Source organism: Pseudophaeobacter sp. TrK17 (assembly GCF_042192375.1).
Classification (GTDB): Bacteria; Pseudomonadota; Alphaproteobacteria; order Rhodobacterales; family Rhodobacteraceae; genus Pseudophaeobacter.
Genome location: NZ_CP071700.1, coordinates 1591923 through 1609171, shown reverse-complemented (window position 1 = coordinate 1609171; position 17249 = coordinate 1591923). Strand labels below are relative to the sequence as shown.

Annotated in this window: 19 protein-coding genes; 11 read left to right on the top strand and 8 right to left on the bottom strand. The window is 57.9% G+C overall.

Annotation, left to right across the window (positions count from 1 at the left end):
- Window positions 1–40: 40 nt before the first annotated feature.
- Window positions 41–1339 (bottom strand): short-chain fatty acyl-CoA regulator family protein, encoded by a 1299-nt coding sequence (locus JZI28_RS07500; RefSeq protein WP_348153535.1) that lies wholly within the window; start codon window positions 1337–1339, stop codon window positions 41–43.
- A gap of 233 nt (window positions 1340–1572) precedes the next feature.
- Here JZI28_RS07500 and JZI28_RS07495 point away from each other — a divergent pair, with 233 nt between their 5' ends.
- From JZI28_RS07495 to JZI28_RS07475, 5 genes are all read left to right on the top strand, one after another.
- A complete protein-coding gene (locus tag JZI28_RS07495) occupies window positions 1573–2919 on the top strand; it encodes a substrate-binding protein (RefSeq protein WP_009808643.1) in 1347 nt (448 codons plus the stop codon).
- 177 nt (window positions 2920–3096) lie between these two features.
- A complete protein-coding gene (locus tag JZI28_RS07490) occupies window positions 3097–4119 on the top strand; it encodes a branched-chain amino acid ABC transporter permease (protein WP_295447080.1) in 1023 nt (340 codons plus the stop codon).
- A gap of 3 nt (window positions 4120–4122) precedes the next feature.
- On the top strand, window positions 4123–5325 hold the full coding sequence (locus JZI28_RS07485) for a branched-chain amino acid ABC transporter permease (protein ID WP_375699729.1): 1203 nt from the start codon (window positions 4123–4125) through the stop codon (window positions 5323–5325).
- Between the two features lie 12 nt (window positions 5326–5337).
- Window positions 5338–6093 carry an ABC transporter ATP-binding protein gene (locus JZI28_RS07480; RefSeq protein ID WP_295447083.1) on the top strand — a complete coding sequence of 252 codons (756 nt, stop codon included), beginning with the start codon at window positions 5338–5340 and terminating at the stop codon, window positions 6091–6093.
- A gap of 77 nt (window positions 6094–6170) precedes the next feature.
- Complete coding sequence (locus JZI28_RS07475; protein ID WP_295447085.1) at window positions 6171–6926, top strand: ABC transporter ATP-binding protein; 756 nt, start codon at window positions 6171–6173, stop codon at window positions 6924–6926.
- A gap of 175 nt (window positions 6927–7101) precedes the next feature.
- Here the strand turns inward: JZI28_RS07475 and JZI28_RS07470 are convergent, their stop codons facing one another.
- Both JZI28_RS07470 and JZI28_RS07465 read right to left on the bottom strand, forming a co-directional pair.
- Window positions 7102–7485: a CVNH domain-containing protein gene (locus tag JZI28_RS07470; RefSeq protein WP_295447087.1), complete on the bottom strand. Its 384-nt coding sequence runs from the start codon at window positions 7483–7485 to the stop codon at window positions 7102–7104.
- Window positions 7486–7875: 390 nt separating this feature from the next.
- Window positions 7876–9387 carry a class I adenylate-forming enzyme family protein gene (locus tag JZI28_RS07465; protein ID WP_375699728.1) on the bottom strand — a complete coding sequence of 504 codons (1512 nt, stop codon included), beginning with the start codon at window positions 9385–9387 and terminating at the stop codon, window positions 7876–7878.
- Window positions 9388–9521: 134 nt separating this feature from the next.
- On the opposite strand from JZI28_RS07465, the gene JZI28_RS07460 reads away from it, so the two are divergent.
- From JZI28_RS07460 to aat, 4 genes are all read left to right on the top strand, one after another.
- Window positions 9522–10061: a PAS and helix-turn-helix domain-containing protein gene (locus JZI28_RS07460; protein WP_295447090.1), complete on the top strand. Its 540-nt coding sequence runs from the start codon at window positions 9522–9524 to the stop codon at window positions 10059–10061.
- Window positions 10062–10242: 181 nt separating this feature from the next.
- Entirely contained in the window at window positions 10243–10734 is a 492-nt protein-coding gene (gene accB, locus JZI28_RS07455) for an acetyl-CoA carboxylase biotin carboxyl carrier protein (RefSeq protein WP_375699727.1), read from the top strand.
- Window positions 10735–10743: 9 nt separating this feature from the next.
- Entirely contained in the window at window positions 10744–12096 is a 1353-nt protein-coding gene (accC, locus tag JZI28_RS07450; protein WP_295447094.1) for an acetyl-CoA carboxylase biotin carboxylase subunit, read from the top strand.
- 147 nt (window positions 12097–12243) lie between these two features.
- A complete protein-coding gene (gene aat / locus JZI28_RS07445; protein ID WP_375699726.1) occupies window positions 12244–12879 on the top strand; it encodes a leucyl/phenylalanyl-tRNA--protein transferase in 636 nt (211 codons plus the stop codon).
- Here aat and JZI28_RS07440 read toward each other — a convergent pair.
- The 3 genes from JZI28_RS07440 to JZI28_RS07430 form a co-directional block, all read right to left on the bottom strand.
- On the bottom strand, window positions 12828–13217 hold the full coding sequence (locus JZI28_RS07440) for a DUF2155 domain-containing protein (RefSeq protein ID WP_295447313.1): 390 nt from the start codon (window positions 13215–13217) through the stop codon (window positions 12828–12830). The genes aat and JZI28_RS07440 overlap by 52 nt on opposite strands.
- 44 nt (window positions 13218–13261) lie before the next feature.
- A complete protein-coding gene (gene mlaD / locus JZI28_RS07435) occupies window positions 13262–13714 on the bottom strand; it encodes an outer membrane lipid asymmetry maintenance protein MlaD (protein ID WP_375699725.1) in 453 nt (150 codons plus the stop codon).
- Window positions 13715–13817: 103 nt separating this feature from the next.
- A complete protein-coding gene (locus JZI28_RS07430) occupies window positions 13818–14204 on the bottom strand; it encodes an NADH:ubiquinone oxidoreductase subunit NDUFA12 (RefSeq protein WP_295447100.1) in 387 nt (128 codons plus the stop codon).
- A 434-nt stretch (window positions 14205–14638) separates the two neighbouring features.
- On the opposite strand from JZI28_RS07430, the gene JZI28_RS07425 reads away from it, so the two are divergent.
- Both JZI28_RS07425 and JZI28_RS07420 read left to right on the top strand, forming a co-directional pair.
- Entirely contained in the window at window positions 14639–15091 is a 453-nt protein-coding gene (locus JZI28_RS07425; protein WP_375699724.1) for a hypothetical protein, read from the top strand.
- Complete coding sequence (locus tag JZI28_RS07420) at window positions 15085–15345, top strand: hypothetical protein (protein ID WP_375699723.1); 261 nt, start codon at window positions 15085–15087, stop codon at window positions 15343–15345. Before JZI28_RS07425 ends, JZI28_RS07420 begins: the two co-directional genes overlap by 7 nt.
- Here the strand turns inward: JZI28_RS07420 and JZI28_RS07415 are convergent.
- Window positions 15342–15713 (bottom strand): RidA family protein, encoded by a 372-nt coding sequence (locus tag JZI28_RS07415; RefSeq protein WP_297341512.1) that lies wholly within the window; start codon window positions 15711–15713, stop codon window positions 15342–15344. The two genes, JZI28_RS07420 and JZI28_RS07415, sit on opposite strands and share 4 nt — an antisense overlap.
- 165 nt (window positions 15714–15878) lie before the next feature.
- Window positions 15879–17153 (bottom strand): ATP-dependent Clp protease ATP-binding subunit ClpX, encoded by a 1275-nt coding sequence (gene clpX / locus JZI28_RS07410; RefSeq protein ID WP_295447105.1) that lies wholly within the window; start codon window positions 17151–17153, stop codon window positions 15879–15881.
- Between the last annotated feature and the right edge of the window lie 96 nt (window positions 17154–17249).

Sequence of the window (17249 nt, the reverse complement as noted above, 5' to 3'; positions counted from 1 at the left end):
TCTCATCCCAGGGCAGACTACCCCTGCCGCCGGGCACAAGTCAAAACTCTTCCTTCAGGATCGACGGCTCGCGGCGTGCTTCACAGGTTTGACGGGGGCAGATCCGGCAGCTGCTGCCCACCGGCTGCGCCTGCGGCGGCACCTCGCGGCGGGGCAGGATCAGCATCACCGCATGATACAGCGGATCCCGGTCAAACGAGCTGGGCACATGGTTCCAGGCCACCGCCAGGCATTCGAACCCCAGCGCGCTACGCCCCTGTTGCACCACATTGCGCCGCAAAGGCACATCCGGCCGCTGCAATGCCGTGTAGATCGGCCAAAGCGGACAGGAGGCGCCAAAGCGCGGCAGCGCAAAACCCGCAACCGGTTTGCGAAACAGGATCGACCCCGAGGCGTCACAGACCACCAGTCCTGCTTCCTGCCCCAGCACATCAACCGGCAACACCCCCAGGCGTCGCAGCACCACCGGCAGGGGGACGTCAAACCGCCGCGCCAGCGCCGAAGGATCCACTCCCTGCGACTGGATAATCGGCGCCACCTCCGCCAGGGGCATCTGCAGCGCGTCCTTTTGGTATTGTTCCAGCGCGCCACGGGCAATCAATCGGGCCGAGTCACTGACCAGCTCCGGCGCGGCTGCAACCAGGGCTTTGGGATTGCTGCGCCCCTGTTCCAGCTCCGGAAAGTGATAGCTATTGGACAGCAGGAACTCCTCAGCCTCCTCCTGTGGCATCCCGCGACGCTCGGCGCTGCTGTCGCTTTCATCGAGAAAATTCACCAGCGCCCGGCTGCTTTCGGCCAGGCGTCGCGAATCCTCGTTCAGGTTATTGTGAAAGCGATCGCGCCATTCCGGCTCCAGCTCTCCGGTTTCCGCCAGGATCGAGGCCGTCGAGCGGATCGCCGCCGCTGTTGACAGCACCTCATGCAAGGAGGCCGCAAGATGCGGGTCATGGGTCAGCCGGTCCGACAGGGTTTCGACCGTGCGTTCCAGCCGGGCAATCCGCTGATGATTGCTCGCCAAGACCTCGGCCCAGCCTGGAAAACGGCCGGCAAACTCATCAGTCCGGTCAAGTTCAGCCACCTTGGCGCCTGCATCGGCTGCCGCCTCACGCAGGGCGGCAAGCAATGCTGCCTCAGCGCCTTCGGTCAACATAGAGGGCTCTACCCCCAGAACCTGCGCCAAACCCACCAGGAGTTTACCGCCGATTCTACGGCGGTTGTGTTCGATCAAATTGAGATAAGACGCCGAGATACCAGCCTTGCGCGCCAGCTCTGCTTGTCGAATACCCAGGATCAAACGCCGCTCCCGAATGCGGCTGCCTGTCAGCGTGTCACGCGCCATCAGCTGGCCCCCTGTCAAAACTCCGCCATTTCAACGGCTTTCTGCGTTGCAACATAACAAACTTTACAGAATACCACTGAATACTGTGCATTTGTTTACAGAATAGATGATCATTTCAAGGGTTTTATTGCGCAATTTTACAACTCGCTCCCATACTGATTTTGCACAAAACGTGCAGACGCCTGGGCAGAAGTGAGGAGCTGCTCAGCGTTTTACACATAAGGGAGGAATTTATGTCCAAGTCAGCATTCTCGCGTCGCGGGGTCCTGAAGTCAGGCGCTCTCGCAGGCACTGGCCTTGCGCTTCCAACAATTTTCACCGCGTCTTCTGCAGCCGCATTTACAAATGACCCAACCGGCAGCTCGGTCACGCTGGGTTTCAACGTTCCACAGACCGGCCCCTACGCCGATGAGGGCGCCGACGAGCTGCGCGCCTATCAGCTGGCCGTTGAGCACCTGAACGGTGGCGGCGACGGTGGCATGATGAACACCTTCTCGTCCAAAGAGTTGCAGGGCAACGGCATCCTGGGCAAAGAAGTCAAGTTCGTCACCGGCGACACCCAGACAAAATCTGATGCGGCCCGTGCCTCGGCCAAGTCGATGATCGAAAAAGACGGGGCAGTGATGATCACTGGTGGCTCGTCCTCCGGTGTGGCCATCGCGGTTCAGGGCCTGTGCCAGGAAGCTGGCGTGATCTTCATGGCGGGTCTGACACATTCCAACGACACCACCGGTAAAGATAAGAAAGCCAATGGCTTCCGTCACTTCTTTAACGGCTATATGTCCGGTGCCGCGCTGGCGCCAGTGCTGAAGAACCTCTATGGCACCGACCGTAACGCCTACCACCTGACCGCCGACTACACCTGGGGCTGGACCCAGGAAGAAAGCATCGCAGCCGCGACCGAAGCTCTGGGCTGGAACACTGTAGAAAAAGTCCGTACGCCGCTGGCGGCAACTGACTTCTCTTCCTACATTGCGCCGGTTCTGAACTCCGGTGCTGACGTGCTGGTTCTGAACCACTACGGCGGCAACATGGTGAACTCACTGACCAACGCGGTTCAGTTTGGCCTGCGTGAAAAGGTGGTGAATGGCAAGAACTTCGAAATCGTTGTTCCGCTCTATTCGCGTCTGATGGCCAAAGGTGCGGGTGCCAACGTTAAAGGCATCCACGGTTCCACCAACTGGCACTGGTCCCTGCAGGACGAAGGCAGCCAGGCCTTTGTGCGCTCCTTTGGTACCAAATATGGCTTCCCACCCAGCCAGGCGGCTCACACCGTTTACTGCCAGACACTGCTTTATGCAGATGCGGTTCAGCGCGCCGGTTCCTTTAACCCATGCGCCGTGGTCGAAGCGCTGGAAGATTATGAGTTCGACGGTCTGGGCAACGGTAAAACACTGTACCGTGGCGAAGATCACCAGTGCTTCAAAGACGTGCTGGTCGTGCGTGGTAAAGAAAACCCCACGTCCGAGTTTGACCTTCTTGAAGTGGTTGAAGTCACACCTGCGGCACAGGTTACCTATCCTGCGGATCACCCAATGTTTGCCGGTGGCGCATTGGGCAGCTGTAACTCGGGCGCCTAATTCAGGTACTCATCGCCGGGCGCTTGCTATAGCGCCCGGCACTTTATCTTCATTCTGACATCGCGGTTTTCACCTGACGCGGCCTAGGCCGTTTGGGCGTGCCGTTAAGCCGGGGCATGAGGCCTCGCAGGGTCGGAATCCACCACTTCCACATCGAAGAACCCAAGGGTGGGGACTATGGACGCAATCCTATTGCAAATTTTAAACGGGCTGGACAAAGGCTCTGCCTATGCGCTGATCGCGCTAGGCCTGACACTCATTTTTGGCACGCTGGGCGTGGTGAACTTTGCCCATGGCGCATTGTTCATGATCGGTGCCTTCTGCGCTGTCACCGTGCAGCGTATCCTAAACCTCAGCTATGAGGTGGTCGACGAAACCCAAAAGGATTTCCTTGGCAACCCACTGAAAGTAAAAGCAACCTATGTGGAAAGTTGGTTCGGCCCCGAAATGGGGGGCGCCATAATAGACTGGGCAGTGCCCATCGCGATTATCTTTGCCATCCCGATCATGATCTTAATCGGTTTTGTCATGGAACGCGGATTGATCAAGCATTTTTACAAGCGCGAACACGCGGATCAGATCCTGGTGACCTTTGGTCTCGCCATCGTGTTGCAGGAAGTGATCAAATACTTCTACGGTGCCAACCCGATCCAAACCGCCTCCCCCGAGGCCTTGAGCGGCGTTGCGAATGTCGGCGCGCTGTTTGGCACCGAAATATTTTATCCGGTCTGGCGTATCGTCTACTTCTTCTTCTCGGTTGTCATCATCGGCGGCATCTTCTCCTTCCTGCAGTTCACCACCTTTGGGATGGTTGTGCGCGCCGGAATGGCAGACCGCGAAACCGTTGGCTTGCTGGGCATCAATATCGACCGCCGCTTTACCATCATGTTTGGCATTGCGGCCGCCGTCGCCGGGCTTGCCGGGGTGATGTATACCCCGATCAACTCCCCCAACTATCACATGGGCATGGACTTTCTGGTGCTGAGCTTTGTGGTTGTGGTTGTTGGCGGTATGGGCTCGCTGCCTGGTGCCGTTCTGGCCGGCTTCATGCTGGGTATTCTTGAGGCCTTTGCCTCGATGAACGAGATCAAATCGTTCCTTCCCGGTATTGACCAAATCATCATCTACGTCGTTGCGATCATCATTCTGCTCACCCGTCCGCGGGGTCTCATGGGCCGCAAAGGTGTGATGGAGGAATAACACATGTTCGGACTTGATAAAAAAGACACGCGGATGCTCTTGGTCGTCGCTATATTGACGCTCTGTGCTCCCTTCATTCTCAATCCCTTCCCCACTGACAGCGCCATGGCACAGTTCAATGCGGGCTACCCGGATCTGATGCAACGCTTTGTGATCTTTGGCATCTTTGCCATCGGTTTCAATATTCTCTTTGGCCTCACCGGCTATCTCTCCTTTGGTCACGCGGCCTTTCTGGGTGTCGGCTCCTACTCTGCCGTTTGGATGTTCAAACTGCTGAGCATGAACGTGGTGCCAGCCATCCTGCTTGCGGTGGTGATCTCGGGATTGTTTGCGCTGCTCATTGGCTTTGTCTCACTCAGACGTTCGGGGATCTACTTTTCGATCCTGACGCTGGCCTTTGCCCAGATGTCCTTCAACCTGGCCTATTCGGTGCTGACCCCGATCACCAACGGTGAAACCGGTCTGCAGCTGACACTGGATGACCCCCGCGTGCTGGGTGTTTCCGCCACAGCAGATGGCTCCATCCCGGTGACCAGCCTGTTTGGTCTGGAAATGCGTTCAACCTTTGAGATGGTTGTTGGCCCCTGGGCCTTCCAGTTCAACGCCGGATACTACCTCTGTGCGCTGGTGCTGCTGGCCGCCTTCTACCTGTCGATCCGCATCTTCCGCTCGCCCTTTGGCATGATGCTGCGGGCTGTGAAGTCGAACCAGCAACGGATGAACTACACCGGTCTCAACACCAAACCCTACACATTGGCGGCCTTTGTGATCTCCGGCATGTATGCGGGTCTGGCCGGTGGCCTGATGGCCTCGATGGATCCTCTAGCTGGTGCGGAACGGATGCAGTGGACCGCCTCGGGCGAGGTTGTTCTGATGACCATCCTCGGCGGCGCCGGCACTCTGATCGGTCCGGTTCTGGGCGCGGGCTTCATCAAGTACTTTGAAAACATCTTCTCCAAGATCAACGACACCGTGCTGCACAACTGGTTCAACTTTATGCCAGACGGGCTGGAGGACTTTGTGGTCTTCATCGTGCACCCCTTTATCGGCAAGGGCTGGCACCTGACCTTGGGCATCCTGTTCATGCTGGTTGTGGTGTTCCTGCCTGGTGGCCTGGTTGAGGGTGGTCAGCGTATCGCCAAATGGGTGAAGGGTCGTAAAGATAAAGACGGCTCCAGCTCAACCACAAAAAACCCTGCGGAATAAGGAGACGGATTGATGGGTATTCTTGAAGTCAAAAACGTAGGCAAACGCTTTGGTGGCCTGCAAGCGCTGGGAGATGTCAATCTCAGCGTTAAGGAAAACACCGTCCACGCCATTATCGGACCCAATGGCGCGGGCAAATCCACCCTGCTGAACTGTCTGGTGGGCAAGCTGATCCCCGATACCGGATCGGTGATGTTCGACGGTCAGTCGGTGCTGGGGCGCAAACCCTATGAGATCAATCAGATGGGCATCAGCCGCGTGTTTCAAACGCCAGAAATCTTTGGCGATCTCACCGTGCTGGAAAACATGTTGATCCCCTGCTTTGCCAAACGGGATGGCGCCTTTTCCCTGAATGCGATCACCTCGGTTCCCAGTGAAACAGACGTGCTGGAAAAGGCCGAAGCCATGCTGGTAGAGATGAATATGGCAGACAAGCGCCACATGCATTCTGCCTCGCTGTCGCGGGGGGACAAACGCCGTCTTGAGATCGGCATGTGCCTGTCGCAAGAGCCGCGTCTGTTGCTGCTGGATGAACCCACCGCCGGGATGGCGCGGGCGGATACCAACAACACCATTGATTTGTTGAAAGAGATCAAGGAACAGCGCGACATCACCATCGCCATTATCGAGCACGACATGCATGTGGTGTTTTCTCTTGCGGATCGGATCACCGTTCTGGCCCAGGGTACGCCCCTGGTCGAGGATGATCCCCAAAACATCCGTGGCAATCCAAAAGTGCGCGAAGCCTATCTCGGCGAGTCGGCGTAAAAACGGACACTCCCGGCCCCTCCTGCTGCGCGGCACCCCCGCGTCAGGATGGGTCAGAGTAAGAAAGGACAAGACAGATGAACGTCAAACCCGACTTTTCCAAGAACGCCAATGCGGCAACCACCGCGCCGGCCTTTCTGTCGGTCTGGGACATGCATGCCTATTATGGCGAAAGCTATATCGTGCAGGGCATCAACTTTAACGTCCACGAGGGCGAAATCCTGGCACTGCTGGGCCGCAACGGCGCGGGCAAGACTTCGACCCTGCGCTCCATCGCCCGTACCGGCTCGCCGATGGTGACCCAGGGGGAGATCTGGCTAGATCACCAGCCGCTGCACCTGATGGAAAGCCACGAGGCCGCAGCCGCGGGTCTGGGCCTGGTGCCCGAAGATCGCCGCATCATTGCCGGCCTCACCGTCGAGGAAAACCTGCAACTGGCGCAGATTGCCCCGCCCATCGGCTGGTCGATCGAACGGCTTTATGATCTGTTCCCGCGTCTGGGCGAACGTCGCAAGCAAGAGGGCGTGACCCTGTCCGGCGGCGAACAGCAGATGCTGGCCATCGCCCGTGCTCTGGCGCGGGACATCAAGGTGCTGCTGCTGGATGAACCCTATGAAGGCCTGGCGCCGGTGATTGTTGATGAGATCGAAAAGACCCTCATCCACGTCAAGGAACAGGGCATGACCACCATTCTGGTGGAACAAAACGCTGTGCGGGCGCTGGAGTTGGCGGATCGTGCAGTGATCCTGGACACTGGTGGCATCGTCTTTGACGGCACCGCCGCCGAGGTTCTGGAAAACGCCGAACTGCGGGCGGAATATCTGGCGATCTGATTTCCGGGCCACTCCCCGTTGCTCAGGCCCAAAAGCCCAGGCAATACCACTCTGACCGGCCTCCTTCTGGGGTGCCGGTCTTTCCTTTTGTTGCTTCACAGGAAATATACAGGCGACACAAAATTAAAGGCGGCACGCGGTGCCGCCTTTATTCTGGTGGACTGTGTAGAGAGCGTTAGTAGCTCAGAACCCCATCTTGATTGGAGATGCCATCAATTTCGATCGAGGTTTCAATGAATTCGCCATTTGGGGCACGGCAGTTTGCCGTCAGCGTCACCGATCTGAGGTCACTCCACAGCCCAATGTTGCCACAGCTTTTTTGGAACGAGCTCGGAGCCCCATCCTGGGTTAAGATACCATTCTGATTGGATATCCCACGGATGACAATGCTCGTTTGGTTGGCGTCGCCATTGCTGGTCAGACAGGTTGCGGTAATACCCGCGTCATTGCCCAGATAGGAAAATTGGAAATTTGAACAGGTGTTCTGAAATGAGCTCCCGGCCAAAGCGGCAGTGCTCAAGATCGCAGCAGGAACGCAAAGCGAAAGAAGTAGCTTCATAATAATACCCCTCAAGGTGAAAATGGGAAAATTCCAACAACCAAACCGAGAAATTAGACGTCTTTGGCATATTTGCAAGGCAGGTCCCCCCGGCTGAGCGAAGCTGCCCTAGGCTCTGGACCCATTAATCTTAGGTGCTCAGTTTGACAGATTTTTTTCGCTGGTTAGGAGCATCTGCGCAGGAATAGTGGTTCTATTTCAATCAGATGTGACGTCTCCAGCGGGAAAATCCGTCAAACCCGAAGGGCGGCTATTTCACTTCATTTCAATGTCTCGGATCGCTTGCAAATAGAACCACTATTGGCTGCGCACCCCAAGCCCCTGAAATCTCGCGAAATAGCCGCTGAGCACCTAAGATTAATGGGTCCAGAGCCTAGGTGCCAATGGTCTTTAGCAAGGGCTTTGCAGCAATCGCGCCCGCAATTCGGTTTTCAACACCTTGCCGTAGTTGTTCTTGGGCAGCTCGGGAACAAAAACATAGGCTTTGGGGCATTTGAAGCGGGCAATCTGGTCGCGGCACAGGGCGTCCAGATCGGCCTCCGCCACCTCTCCCACCACAAAGGCCACCACCTCTTCGCCCCAATCCGAATGGGGCCGCCCCACCACAGAGACCTCCTGCACCTGGGGGTGGGTCAGCAGCACCTCCTCGACCTCGCGCGGATAGATGTTTGAGCCGCCGGAAATGATCAGATCCTTGGAGCGGTCTTGCAAAGTCAGATAGCCGGCCGTGTCCATAACCCCCATATCGCCGGTCATCAGCCAGCCGTCCTTTAGGGTCTGCGCTGTGGCCTGTGGGTTGTTCCAATACCCCGGCATCACCGCATCGCCGCGCACCATGATTTCGCCCAGCTCTCCCGCTGGCAGCGGCTGCCCCTCTGGGGTGCCAATACGCAACTCGACACCGCTTTGGGCGCGCCCCACCCCTGCAAGGCGCAGTTTCCAGTCGGGATGGCTGCGGTTGCTGACCTCGGCCCGTTTCAGCGCGGTAATGCCCATCGGACATTCGCCCTGACCGTAGATCTGAATAAAGATCGGGCCAAAATGCGCCTCGGCCGCGATTACGTCGGCCAGATACATTGGTCCCCCCGCATAAACGACGCTGCGCAGCCCGGTGCCACTGCGCCTCTGCGCCTTGGCCACTGCGGTCATCCGCGTCACCATGGTGGGGGCCGCAAAGATCTGCACCCGGCCAAAATGTTCTGCCAGATCAAAGATCTCTGCCTCGTCAAAGCCGCCTGACACCGGGCAGACATGGGCCGCGCCGACCAAAACATGCAGCATATTATACAGACCTGCGCCGTGGCTCATCGGGGCCGCATAAAGGATCTGATCAGCACCCGTGGCCGCATCTACATCGGCAAAATAGCTCAGCGAGACCGCCACCAGCATGCGATGGGTGATCTGCACCCCCTTGGGCTGCCCCGTGGTGCCAGAGGTATAAAACAGCCAGGCCAGATCCTGTGGATGCCGCTGCACGGGCTCAGCAACGGGTGCACAGCCCATAGCCTGCCGATAGCGATCAGCCGCGATCGACACCACCGGTGTTTCAACCCCGACTTCCGCCAGGGCGCTGTCTAGTCCAGCTGAGACAATAACCATCCGCGCCCCGGAATCCTGCAGAATATACTGCGCCTCACGGCCGTGCAGCTTGGCGTTGATGGGCACCGCCGCAGCGCCGGCATACCAAATGCCATAAAGCGAGATCAGATAGTCCGGGCAGTTCTTCATAAACAGGGCGATCCGATCGCCGGGCTGCACCCCCTGCGCCAACAACCACCCCGCAAGTGCGGCGGCTTTGTGATGGAAGCTCTGATAATTGGCCACCAGATCCTGCCCCAGGTAAAGCGCCGGACGGTCGCCCTCTGCCTGCGCCTGCCGATACAGCCATTGCGCGATATTCATCGCCTGATCTCCTCCTGAATGGTCGGCTCTTTTGCTCCCTCCCCGGAGCCTTGCGACAAAGAACCTGTCAAAAACACCCTTCCATGGTGCAGCTTCCCCTTCAATTCCGCAAAAATACCCGGTTAATAGGAGGCATGAGCGATATTGCCTTTGACCATGCCCCTGTGGGGCTCGCCGTTTTGGAAAACCGTGTGATCAAACGGTGTAACCAGCAGTTTGCCGTCACCTTTGGCGGCACCCCTGCGGATCACGCCGATGTATTGATTGCCGAGCTGTATCCCAGCCAGGAAGATTACCACCGCATTGGTCAACTGCTGCAACAAGATGAAGGCGCCAAAACCGGGCTTTACAATGATGAACGCATCATGCGTCGCCACTCTGGCGAATTGTTCTGGTGTCGGGTGCGGGGCCGCTCCATCAGCCCAGAGGATCCGTTTCGCACCGGCATCTGGTCCTTTGCCGATATCTCAGAGGATCGGCCGGTGGTCAGCCTCACCCCGCGTGAACGCGAGGTGGCGATCCTCACCTGCAAGGGGCTTTCGGCCAAGGAAATCGGCCTGAAGCTGGACCTGTCCTATCGCACGATTGAAACCCATCGTGCCCATCTTTTGCAGAAATTCAACGCCCGTAAGCTGCCGGAGCTGGTGGCAAAGCTGGGCGGCATGCCGCTGTAACTGACGGTCGGTGATGAAAACTTTGGCTCAGCGATTGCGAATCCCGGCAAGCCTGCCCATTTTATCACTGTAATCGACAGTGCTTTCCTTGTGGTAAAGCTTCCCCTATAAGCGCTGTTAATTTCCAGGCTGCCCAAGTGGCAAACCTGTGGCAGATCTGTCGGAACCGGCTGAGGACACAATGACAAACAAAACGCACGAAGCAGATGTGGCATTCATCAAGGCACTGGCCGAATTGCTGCGGGACAACGACCTGACCGAACTGGAGGTCAAACGCGACTATAGCGAAGACGACAGCCTGAATGTGCGCGTCTCGCGCCAGGCCATCGCCGCGCCAGCAGCCCCTGTACAGGTGGCCGCGCCTGTGGCCGCCGCACCCGTTGCTGCAGCAGCGGCTCCCGCCGCCCCAGACCCAGCAGCCGAGGATCCGGCCAGCCACCCCGGCGCCGTTACCTCGCTGATGGTTGGCACCGTGTATTTGCAGGCAGAACCCGGTGCGCCTGCCTTTATCGCTGTTGGCAAACAGGTCAATGAGGGCGACACCATTTTGATTGTCGAAGCGATGAAAACTATGAACCATATCCCGGCGCCAAAATCCGGTACCGTCAAGCGCATCCTGGTTGAAGATGGCGCTGCCGTCGAATTTGGATCTCCGCTGGCCATCATCGAGTAAGGGCAGCCCATGTTTGACAAGATCCTGATTGCCAACCGCGGAGAGATTGCGCTGCGCGTGATCCGGGCCTGCCGCGAGATGGGCATCAAATCGGTTGCGGTGCATTCCACCGCAGATGCCGATGCAATGCATGTGCGCATGGCTGACGAATCCGTCTGTATCGGACCGCCCTCTGGCGCGCAGAGCTACCTGTCGATCCCGGCCATTATCTCGGCCTGTGAGATCACCGGCGCGCAGGCGGTGCATCCCGGCTATGGCTTTTTGTCGGAAAACGCCAACTTTGTGCAGATCATCGAAGACCACGGGCTGACCTTCATTGGTCCCTCGGCCGCCGATATCCGCACCATGGGCGACAAGATCACCGCCAAAGAGACCGCCAAGGCCCTGGGGATCCCCGTGGTTCCCGGCTCTGAAGGCGGCGTGCCCGATGTGGAAAGCGCCCGCAAGGCTGCTGCCGACATGGGCTACCCTGTGATCATCAAGGCCACCGCAGGTGGTGGCGGCCGCGGCATGAAGGTTGCCACCTCGGCGGCTGATATTGATGTGGCCTTCTCCACCGCCCGCTCAGAAGCGAAAGCCGCCTTTGGCAATGACGAAGTCTATATGGAGAAATACCTCCAGAAGCCACGTCACATTGAAGTGCAGGTCTTTGGCGATGGCAAAGGCAACGGCGTTCATCTGGCAGAGCGCGACTGTTCGCTGCAACGCCGCCACCAGAAAGTGTTCGAGGAAGCCCCCGGCCCCTCGATCAGCCCTGAAGAGCGTGCGCGCATTGGCAAAATCTGCGCCGATGCGGTTGGCGCCATGTCCTATTCCGGGGCGGGCACCGTTGAATTTCTCTATGAGGACGGCGAGTTCTATTTCATCGAGATGAACACCCGTCTGCAGGTGGAACACCCGGTCACCGAGGCCATTTTTGGTGTTGATCTGGTGCGGGAACAAATCCGCGTTGCAGAAGGTCTGCCGCTCTCCTTTACCCAGGACGATTTGCAGATCAATGGCCATGCAATTGAGGTGCGGATCAATGCTGAAAAGCTGCCAAACTTCTCCCCCTGCCCCGGTAAAATCACCGCGTACCATGCCCCCGGTGGTCTGGGCGTGCGGATGGATTCGGCGCTTTATGATGGCTATTCGATCCCGCCCTATTACGACAGCCTGATTGGTAAGCTGATCGTGCATGGCCGCGACCGTCCCGAAGCCCTGGCGCGTCTGAGCCGCGCCCTGGGGGAGCTGATCGTCGATGGCATCGACACCACCGTGCCGCTGTTCGATGCCCTGCTGCAAGAGCCCGATGTGCAATCTGGCGACTACGGCATTCACTGGCTGGAACACTGGCTGGAAGAAAATCTCGGGGGTAAGTAAGCCTCCTCTTGGATTGGGGCGTTTCCATAGCGGAGCGCCCCGATTGCTATTTGCCGCTCTGGCAGTGACACCAACCGCCCTGCCCCGTTTCGCAGCCCCTTATCGTTGCCCCGTTTCCTTGTCCCCACTCGTTGTCCAGGCAGATTGATGAGCCTCACCCCGGATCTTTTGCTGCATGCCTATTCTGTCGGTGTTTTTCCGATGGCCGAGCACCGCGAAGATGATGAGATCTTTTGGGTCGATCCCAAACGCCGCGGCATCTTTCCCATTGATGAATTCCATATCTCGCGCTCGCTGGCCAAAACCATTCGCCGCAACGCCTATGATATTTCGGTGAACCGCGCCTTTGACCAGGTGGTCGACGCCTGCGCCGACCGGGCAGAGACTTGGATCAATGGCGAAATTTTTGCCCGCTACCAAGATCTTCACGCCATGGGACATGCCCATTCGCTTGAGGTCTGGGATCAGGAGGGAAACCTGGTTGGCGGCGTCTATGGCGTCTCTCTGGGGGGCGGCTTTTTTGGCGAGAGCATGTTCTCACGCCAGCGCGACACCTCAAAAATTGCCCTGGCCTATCTGATGGATCGGTTGCGCCAAGCCGGGTTTCAGCTCTGCGACACTCAGTTCCTGACGCCGCATCTCGCCTCACTGGGCGCGATAGAGATCAGCCGCGCCGCCTATAAGGCGCGCCTGCAACAGGCGTTGGAACACGACGCGGATTTTGAGGCGCCTCAGCTGCCCTCGCCCGCGCTGCTGTTGCATCGGATGACCCAGACATCATAGCGGGCGTGATCCAGGGCCGACAGCGCCGGGCTGGAGGCAATCATCCAGCCGTCAAAAAAGACTTCGCCACTCAGCGGATCCCGGATGGTGAGATAGGCATAGGCATCCCCGGTTGGGTTGGCCACCGGATAGCGACACTCGGCCAGAGTGACAATCAACCCATAGATCTCGGCGCTGCCCCCGACCTGGACTTCAATGTCGGCGTGATGGCCGTTGACCTTATCCAGCCCGCGTAAAATGGCCGCCACTCCACGCTCTGCAGGCTCCTGAGCAAACAACGGGCTTGGGGCGACAGTGGTGCTGAGCCCGAGCGCCAGAAGACCAAAGGCAAGGGGCATTGCCCGCAAGGCGTCAGACAGGCCGGAAAATGCGCGTCCCAAAATCACGAGTCCCCCCCGCTGCCAGACACAAACTTCACCAACAGGGAAATCAGACTGACCGCCCCCTGGGTGTCCAGAACCTCGTCTCCTGGTTCAAAATTATAGGGTGATCCCCCGGGCATCACCTCGACAAAGTTGCCGCCCAACAAACCTTCGGATGAGATGATCACCGAACTGTCATCCGGGACCTGAATGCCCTCAAGAACCGAGAACCTGGTATCCGCCCGAAAGGTTTCCGCGTTCAGATCCACCCCGGTTACGGTGCCGATCTTGACCCCGGCAAGGCGCACATCGGTGCCGACGCCAACGCCTTCCAGCGATCGAAAAGAGGCCGTGAGCTCATAGCCGCTGCCCGCGGTAGACAGCCCGGCGACCTGCCCTGCATAGACAGCAAAACCAATGGCCGCTGCCAGAACCAGCCCGCCTGTCAGAACTTCAGTTGTGTTATGCGACATAGCGTGTCTGCCTAGATCTATGGGTCAAAAAGAGGAAAGGACCAAAGAGCAGTCCGCCCTTGGGTCCAGTGATATATGCGATCGGAGGTCCTGGGATCAGGCCCTATTCCGGCACCCATGCCTCGTAATCGCTGCGCGATGCGGGGCTGGCGCCACTGCGGATCGACCCGGCCGGTGCATAGGCCTGCAATGTACCTGTCAGGTTTTCCTGATGCGGCTTTTCCCAGACCTTGTGAACAAGTGGCTTTTTGCTGGGCAGCTCATCAAAGGTGCGGTGCAGCCAGCCATGCCAATCAGCGCCAATGCGCGAGGCCTCGATTTCGCCGTTGAAAATGACCCAGCGACGGCTGTCATCGGCATTGCGGTAGAACACATTGCCCTGGTCATCCTCTCCCACCTTGATCCCCTTGCGGGCGGTAAAGATCTGGGTATTCAGCGTCTGACCGTTCCACCAGGTCACAGCGCGTAAAAGAGTGTTCAGAATTCCCATCAATGCCTCCGAAGATTTCCCTATCCGTATGACGCAGTTTCCCGCCAAGGTCCAGTGGCTTGCGATGTGCAAGCCCAGCCCCGGCAGGTTTTGGCACAGGCTACTGCAAGAGCCTTAAGCATTGGTAGATGCCCCCCTTGCAATACGCAGGCTTAACCCCATGTCAACACCATGGTGACAGGCTCAGACAGCGACGGTTCCTCATCATGCCGCCGCTATGCAGGTCCCGACCGCAGATGCCGCCACACGATCAGGGCTTGGCCCGGCGCCGCCATATGGTATAGGATTGCTCTATACCCAATCAGAAATGATGCAAAAGGAAACTGACCAATGATGCGCGAAGGTTTTGGTAACGGCTGATCGCCCCAAATTCATCTCAACACCTTGGTCTTTGGGGCCTTTTTTCTTTGGGTAGATCCTTACAGGTAATTTTTGTGACCGCCACCGCAGTTCTGGCAGCGTCGGTGATTCTGGTCTTTGCAGCCTTGTCCACCTTTCTCATCACTGGGGAGTTCCAGGCGTTGCTGCGCCATATTCCCGATCAACCTTCCGAAGATTACAAAATTCTGGTCACGCTGTTTGGCATTGCTGCCGCCACACTGACCGCAGTCCTGGGCCTTTTGGTCGCCCTCTGGACCTATCGCCGCTCCAGCAAGGCCACCCGGCTGGCGCAACGCAAGCAGCACACCATCACCATCCTGTTTGAAACCCGGCTTTCGGAATACTTCCAACGAACGAACACCCAGCGCAAACTGGCCTTTCCTGTCGATCAGGACATCACCCTGGCCGACTGGCGCGCCGCGCGAACAGCAACAGGCAGCTCCCCCAGGATGAAGCGCGCGCCGCAGCGCTTAGGGACGGGGCTGATGCGCTGCAGCAGATGCTGAACTACTATGAATTCCTTGCGGTTGGCATCGCCCAGCAGGATCTGGACAAAGACCTGCTTAAGGCCTCTATTCGAGGGATCATGTGCAATCTGGTGGATGATGCGCGTATCATGATTGCCGAACTGCGCCAGAACGATCCCAAAACAATGGAACACCTCGTACATCTCTACGAAGAATGGCGCCGCGATGACGCCATCAATCATAACGGCGAAATCACCGAACGTCCGATCCCACGCCTGCCGGATCCCCGTTAACTGGCGCCCGGCGCCAAAGCGGTCACTTCGATCTCGATGCGGTATTTCGGGTCGATCAAGCCACATTCAATCATCGTGGCCGCCGGTGGATTGTCGCCAAAGACCTCTGCCAGTATCGGCCAACAGGCCTCAAACTCCCGCCGGTCAGGCAGGTAGTAATTCACCCGCACCACATCGGAGAATCCAACCCCTGCCTCTTCCAGGGCATTGGCGATGATGTCCAAAGCGGACCGGCATTGGCTCACCACATCGGCGCCCTGGCCCACGGTGCCAGCCACATGCACAAATCCGCCCGCAACCACGGCGCGACAATAGCCAACCTTTTTTTCAAATTCGCCACCGGACGAAATACGCGTGATCCTAGCCATCTGTAATCCCTTTCATTTGGCCCCAAAACCCTGATGGAGCGAATGCCCAACAGGCACCAGGTCGCAAAGCCCCCTGTGAACCGCCCGCTACAAAACAAAAATGGCCAATGTTTTTAAACATCGGCCATTCCAAAGGGGATGCATCTACATCCCGATATCAATCGCTTAACTCGCCGAGGCCGGCTCTTTTTCCGCCTCATTATCCGTATGGATCATCAAAGGCTGCGCATCAGAAGTGACCGCCTCTTCATTGACCACCACCTTGGTGACGCTCTCCATCCCGGGCAGCTCGAACATGGTTTCCAGCAGCAGATCCTCTAGGATAGAGCGCAGACCCCGAGCACCGGTTTTACGTTCAATCGCCCGTTTCGCGATGGCGCTCAGCGCCTCATCGGTAAAGTCCAGCTCGGTCTCTTCCAGCTCAAACAGGCGTTGATACTGTTTCACCAGCGCGTTCTTTGGCTTGGTCAGGATGGTGACCAGCGCGTCTTCATCCAGATCTTCCAGCGTTGCCAGAACCGGCAGACGGCCCACAAATTCCGGGATCAGACCAAATTTCAGCAGATCTTCTGGCTCCAGCTCCTGGAAGATCTCCCCGACACCGCGGTCATCATTGTTGCGCACATCGGCGCCAAAGCCCATGGCAGAGCCCTTACCGCGCTGCGCGATGATCCGGTCAAGACCGGCAAAAGCGCCGCCGCAGATGAACAGGATATTGGTGGTATCCACCTGCAGGAATTCCTGCTGCGGATGCTTGCGGCCGCCCTGTGGCGGTACCGAGGCCACAGTGCCTTCCATCAGCTTCAACAGCGCCTGCTGCACGCCTTCGCCCGATACATCGCGGGTGATAGACGGGTTTTCCGACTTGCGGGTGATCTTGTCGACTTCGTCAATATAGACGATGCCGCGCTGCGCCCGCTCGACGTTATATTCGCTGGCCTGCAACAGCTTCAGAATGATGTTCTCGACATCCTCACCCACATAACCGGCTTCGGTCAATGTGGTGGCATCGGCCATGGTAAAGGGCACATCCAGAATCCGCGCCAGGGTCTGGGCCAGCAGCGTCTTACCGCAACCGGTGGGACCGATCAGCAGGATGTTGGATTTTGCCAGCTCGATGTCATTGCCAGCCTTTTGCGAATGGTTCAGGCGCTTGTAGTGGTTGTGCACCGCCACCGAGAGTACCTTCTTCGCCATGGCCTGACCAATCACATAGTCATCCAGAACTTCGCAGATATCCTTGGGGCTCGGCACACCATCGGTTGCCTTCAGACCAGAGGCCTTGGTTTCTTCACGGATGATATCCATGCAGAGTTCAACGCATTCGTCGCAGATGAACACGGTGGGGCCCGCAATCAGTTTACGTACCTCATGTTGGCTTTTGCCACAGAAGCTGCAGTAAAGCGTGTTCTTGCTGTCGCCACTCGAATTCGTCGCCATGGTCTACCTTTCAGTCCGCTCGCAGCGCCGGTTTCTCCGGATGCCGCGCCTATCAGTCAGCTTATGACAGCCCATCGGCGGCCACAATGTCAAAAT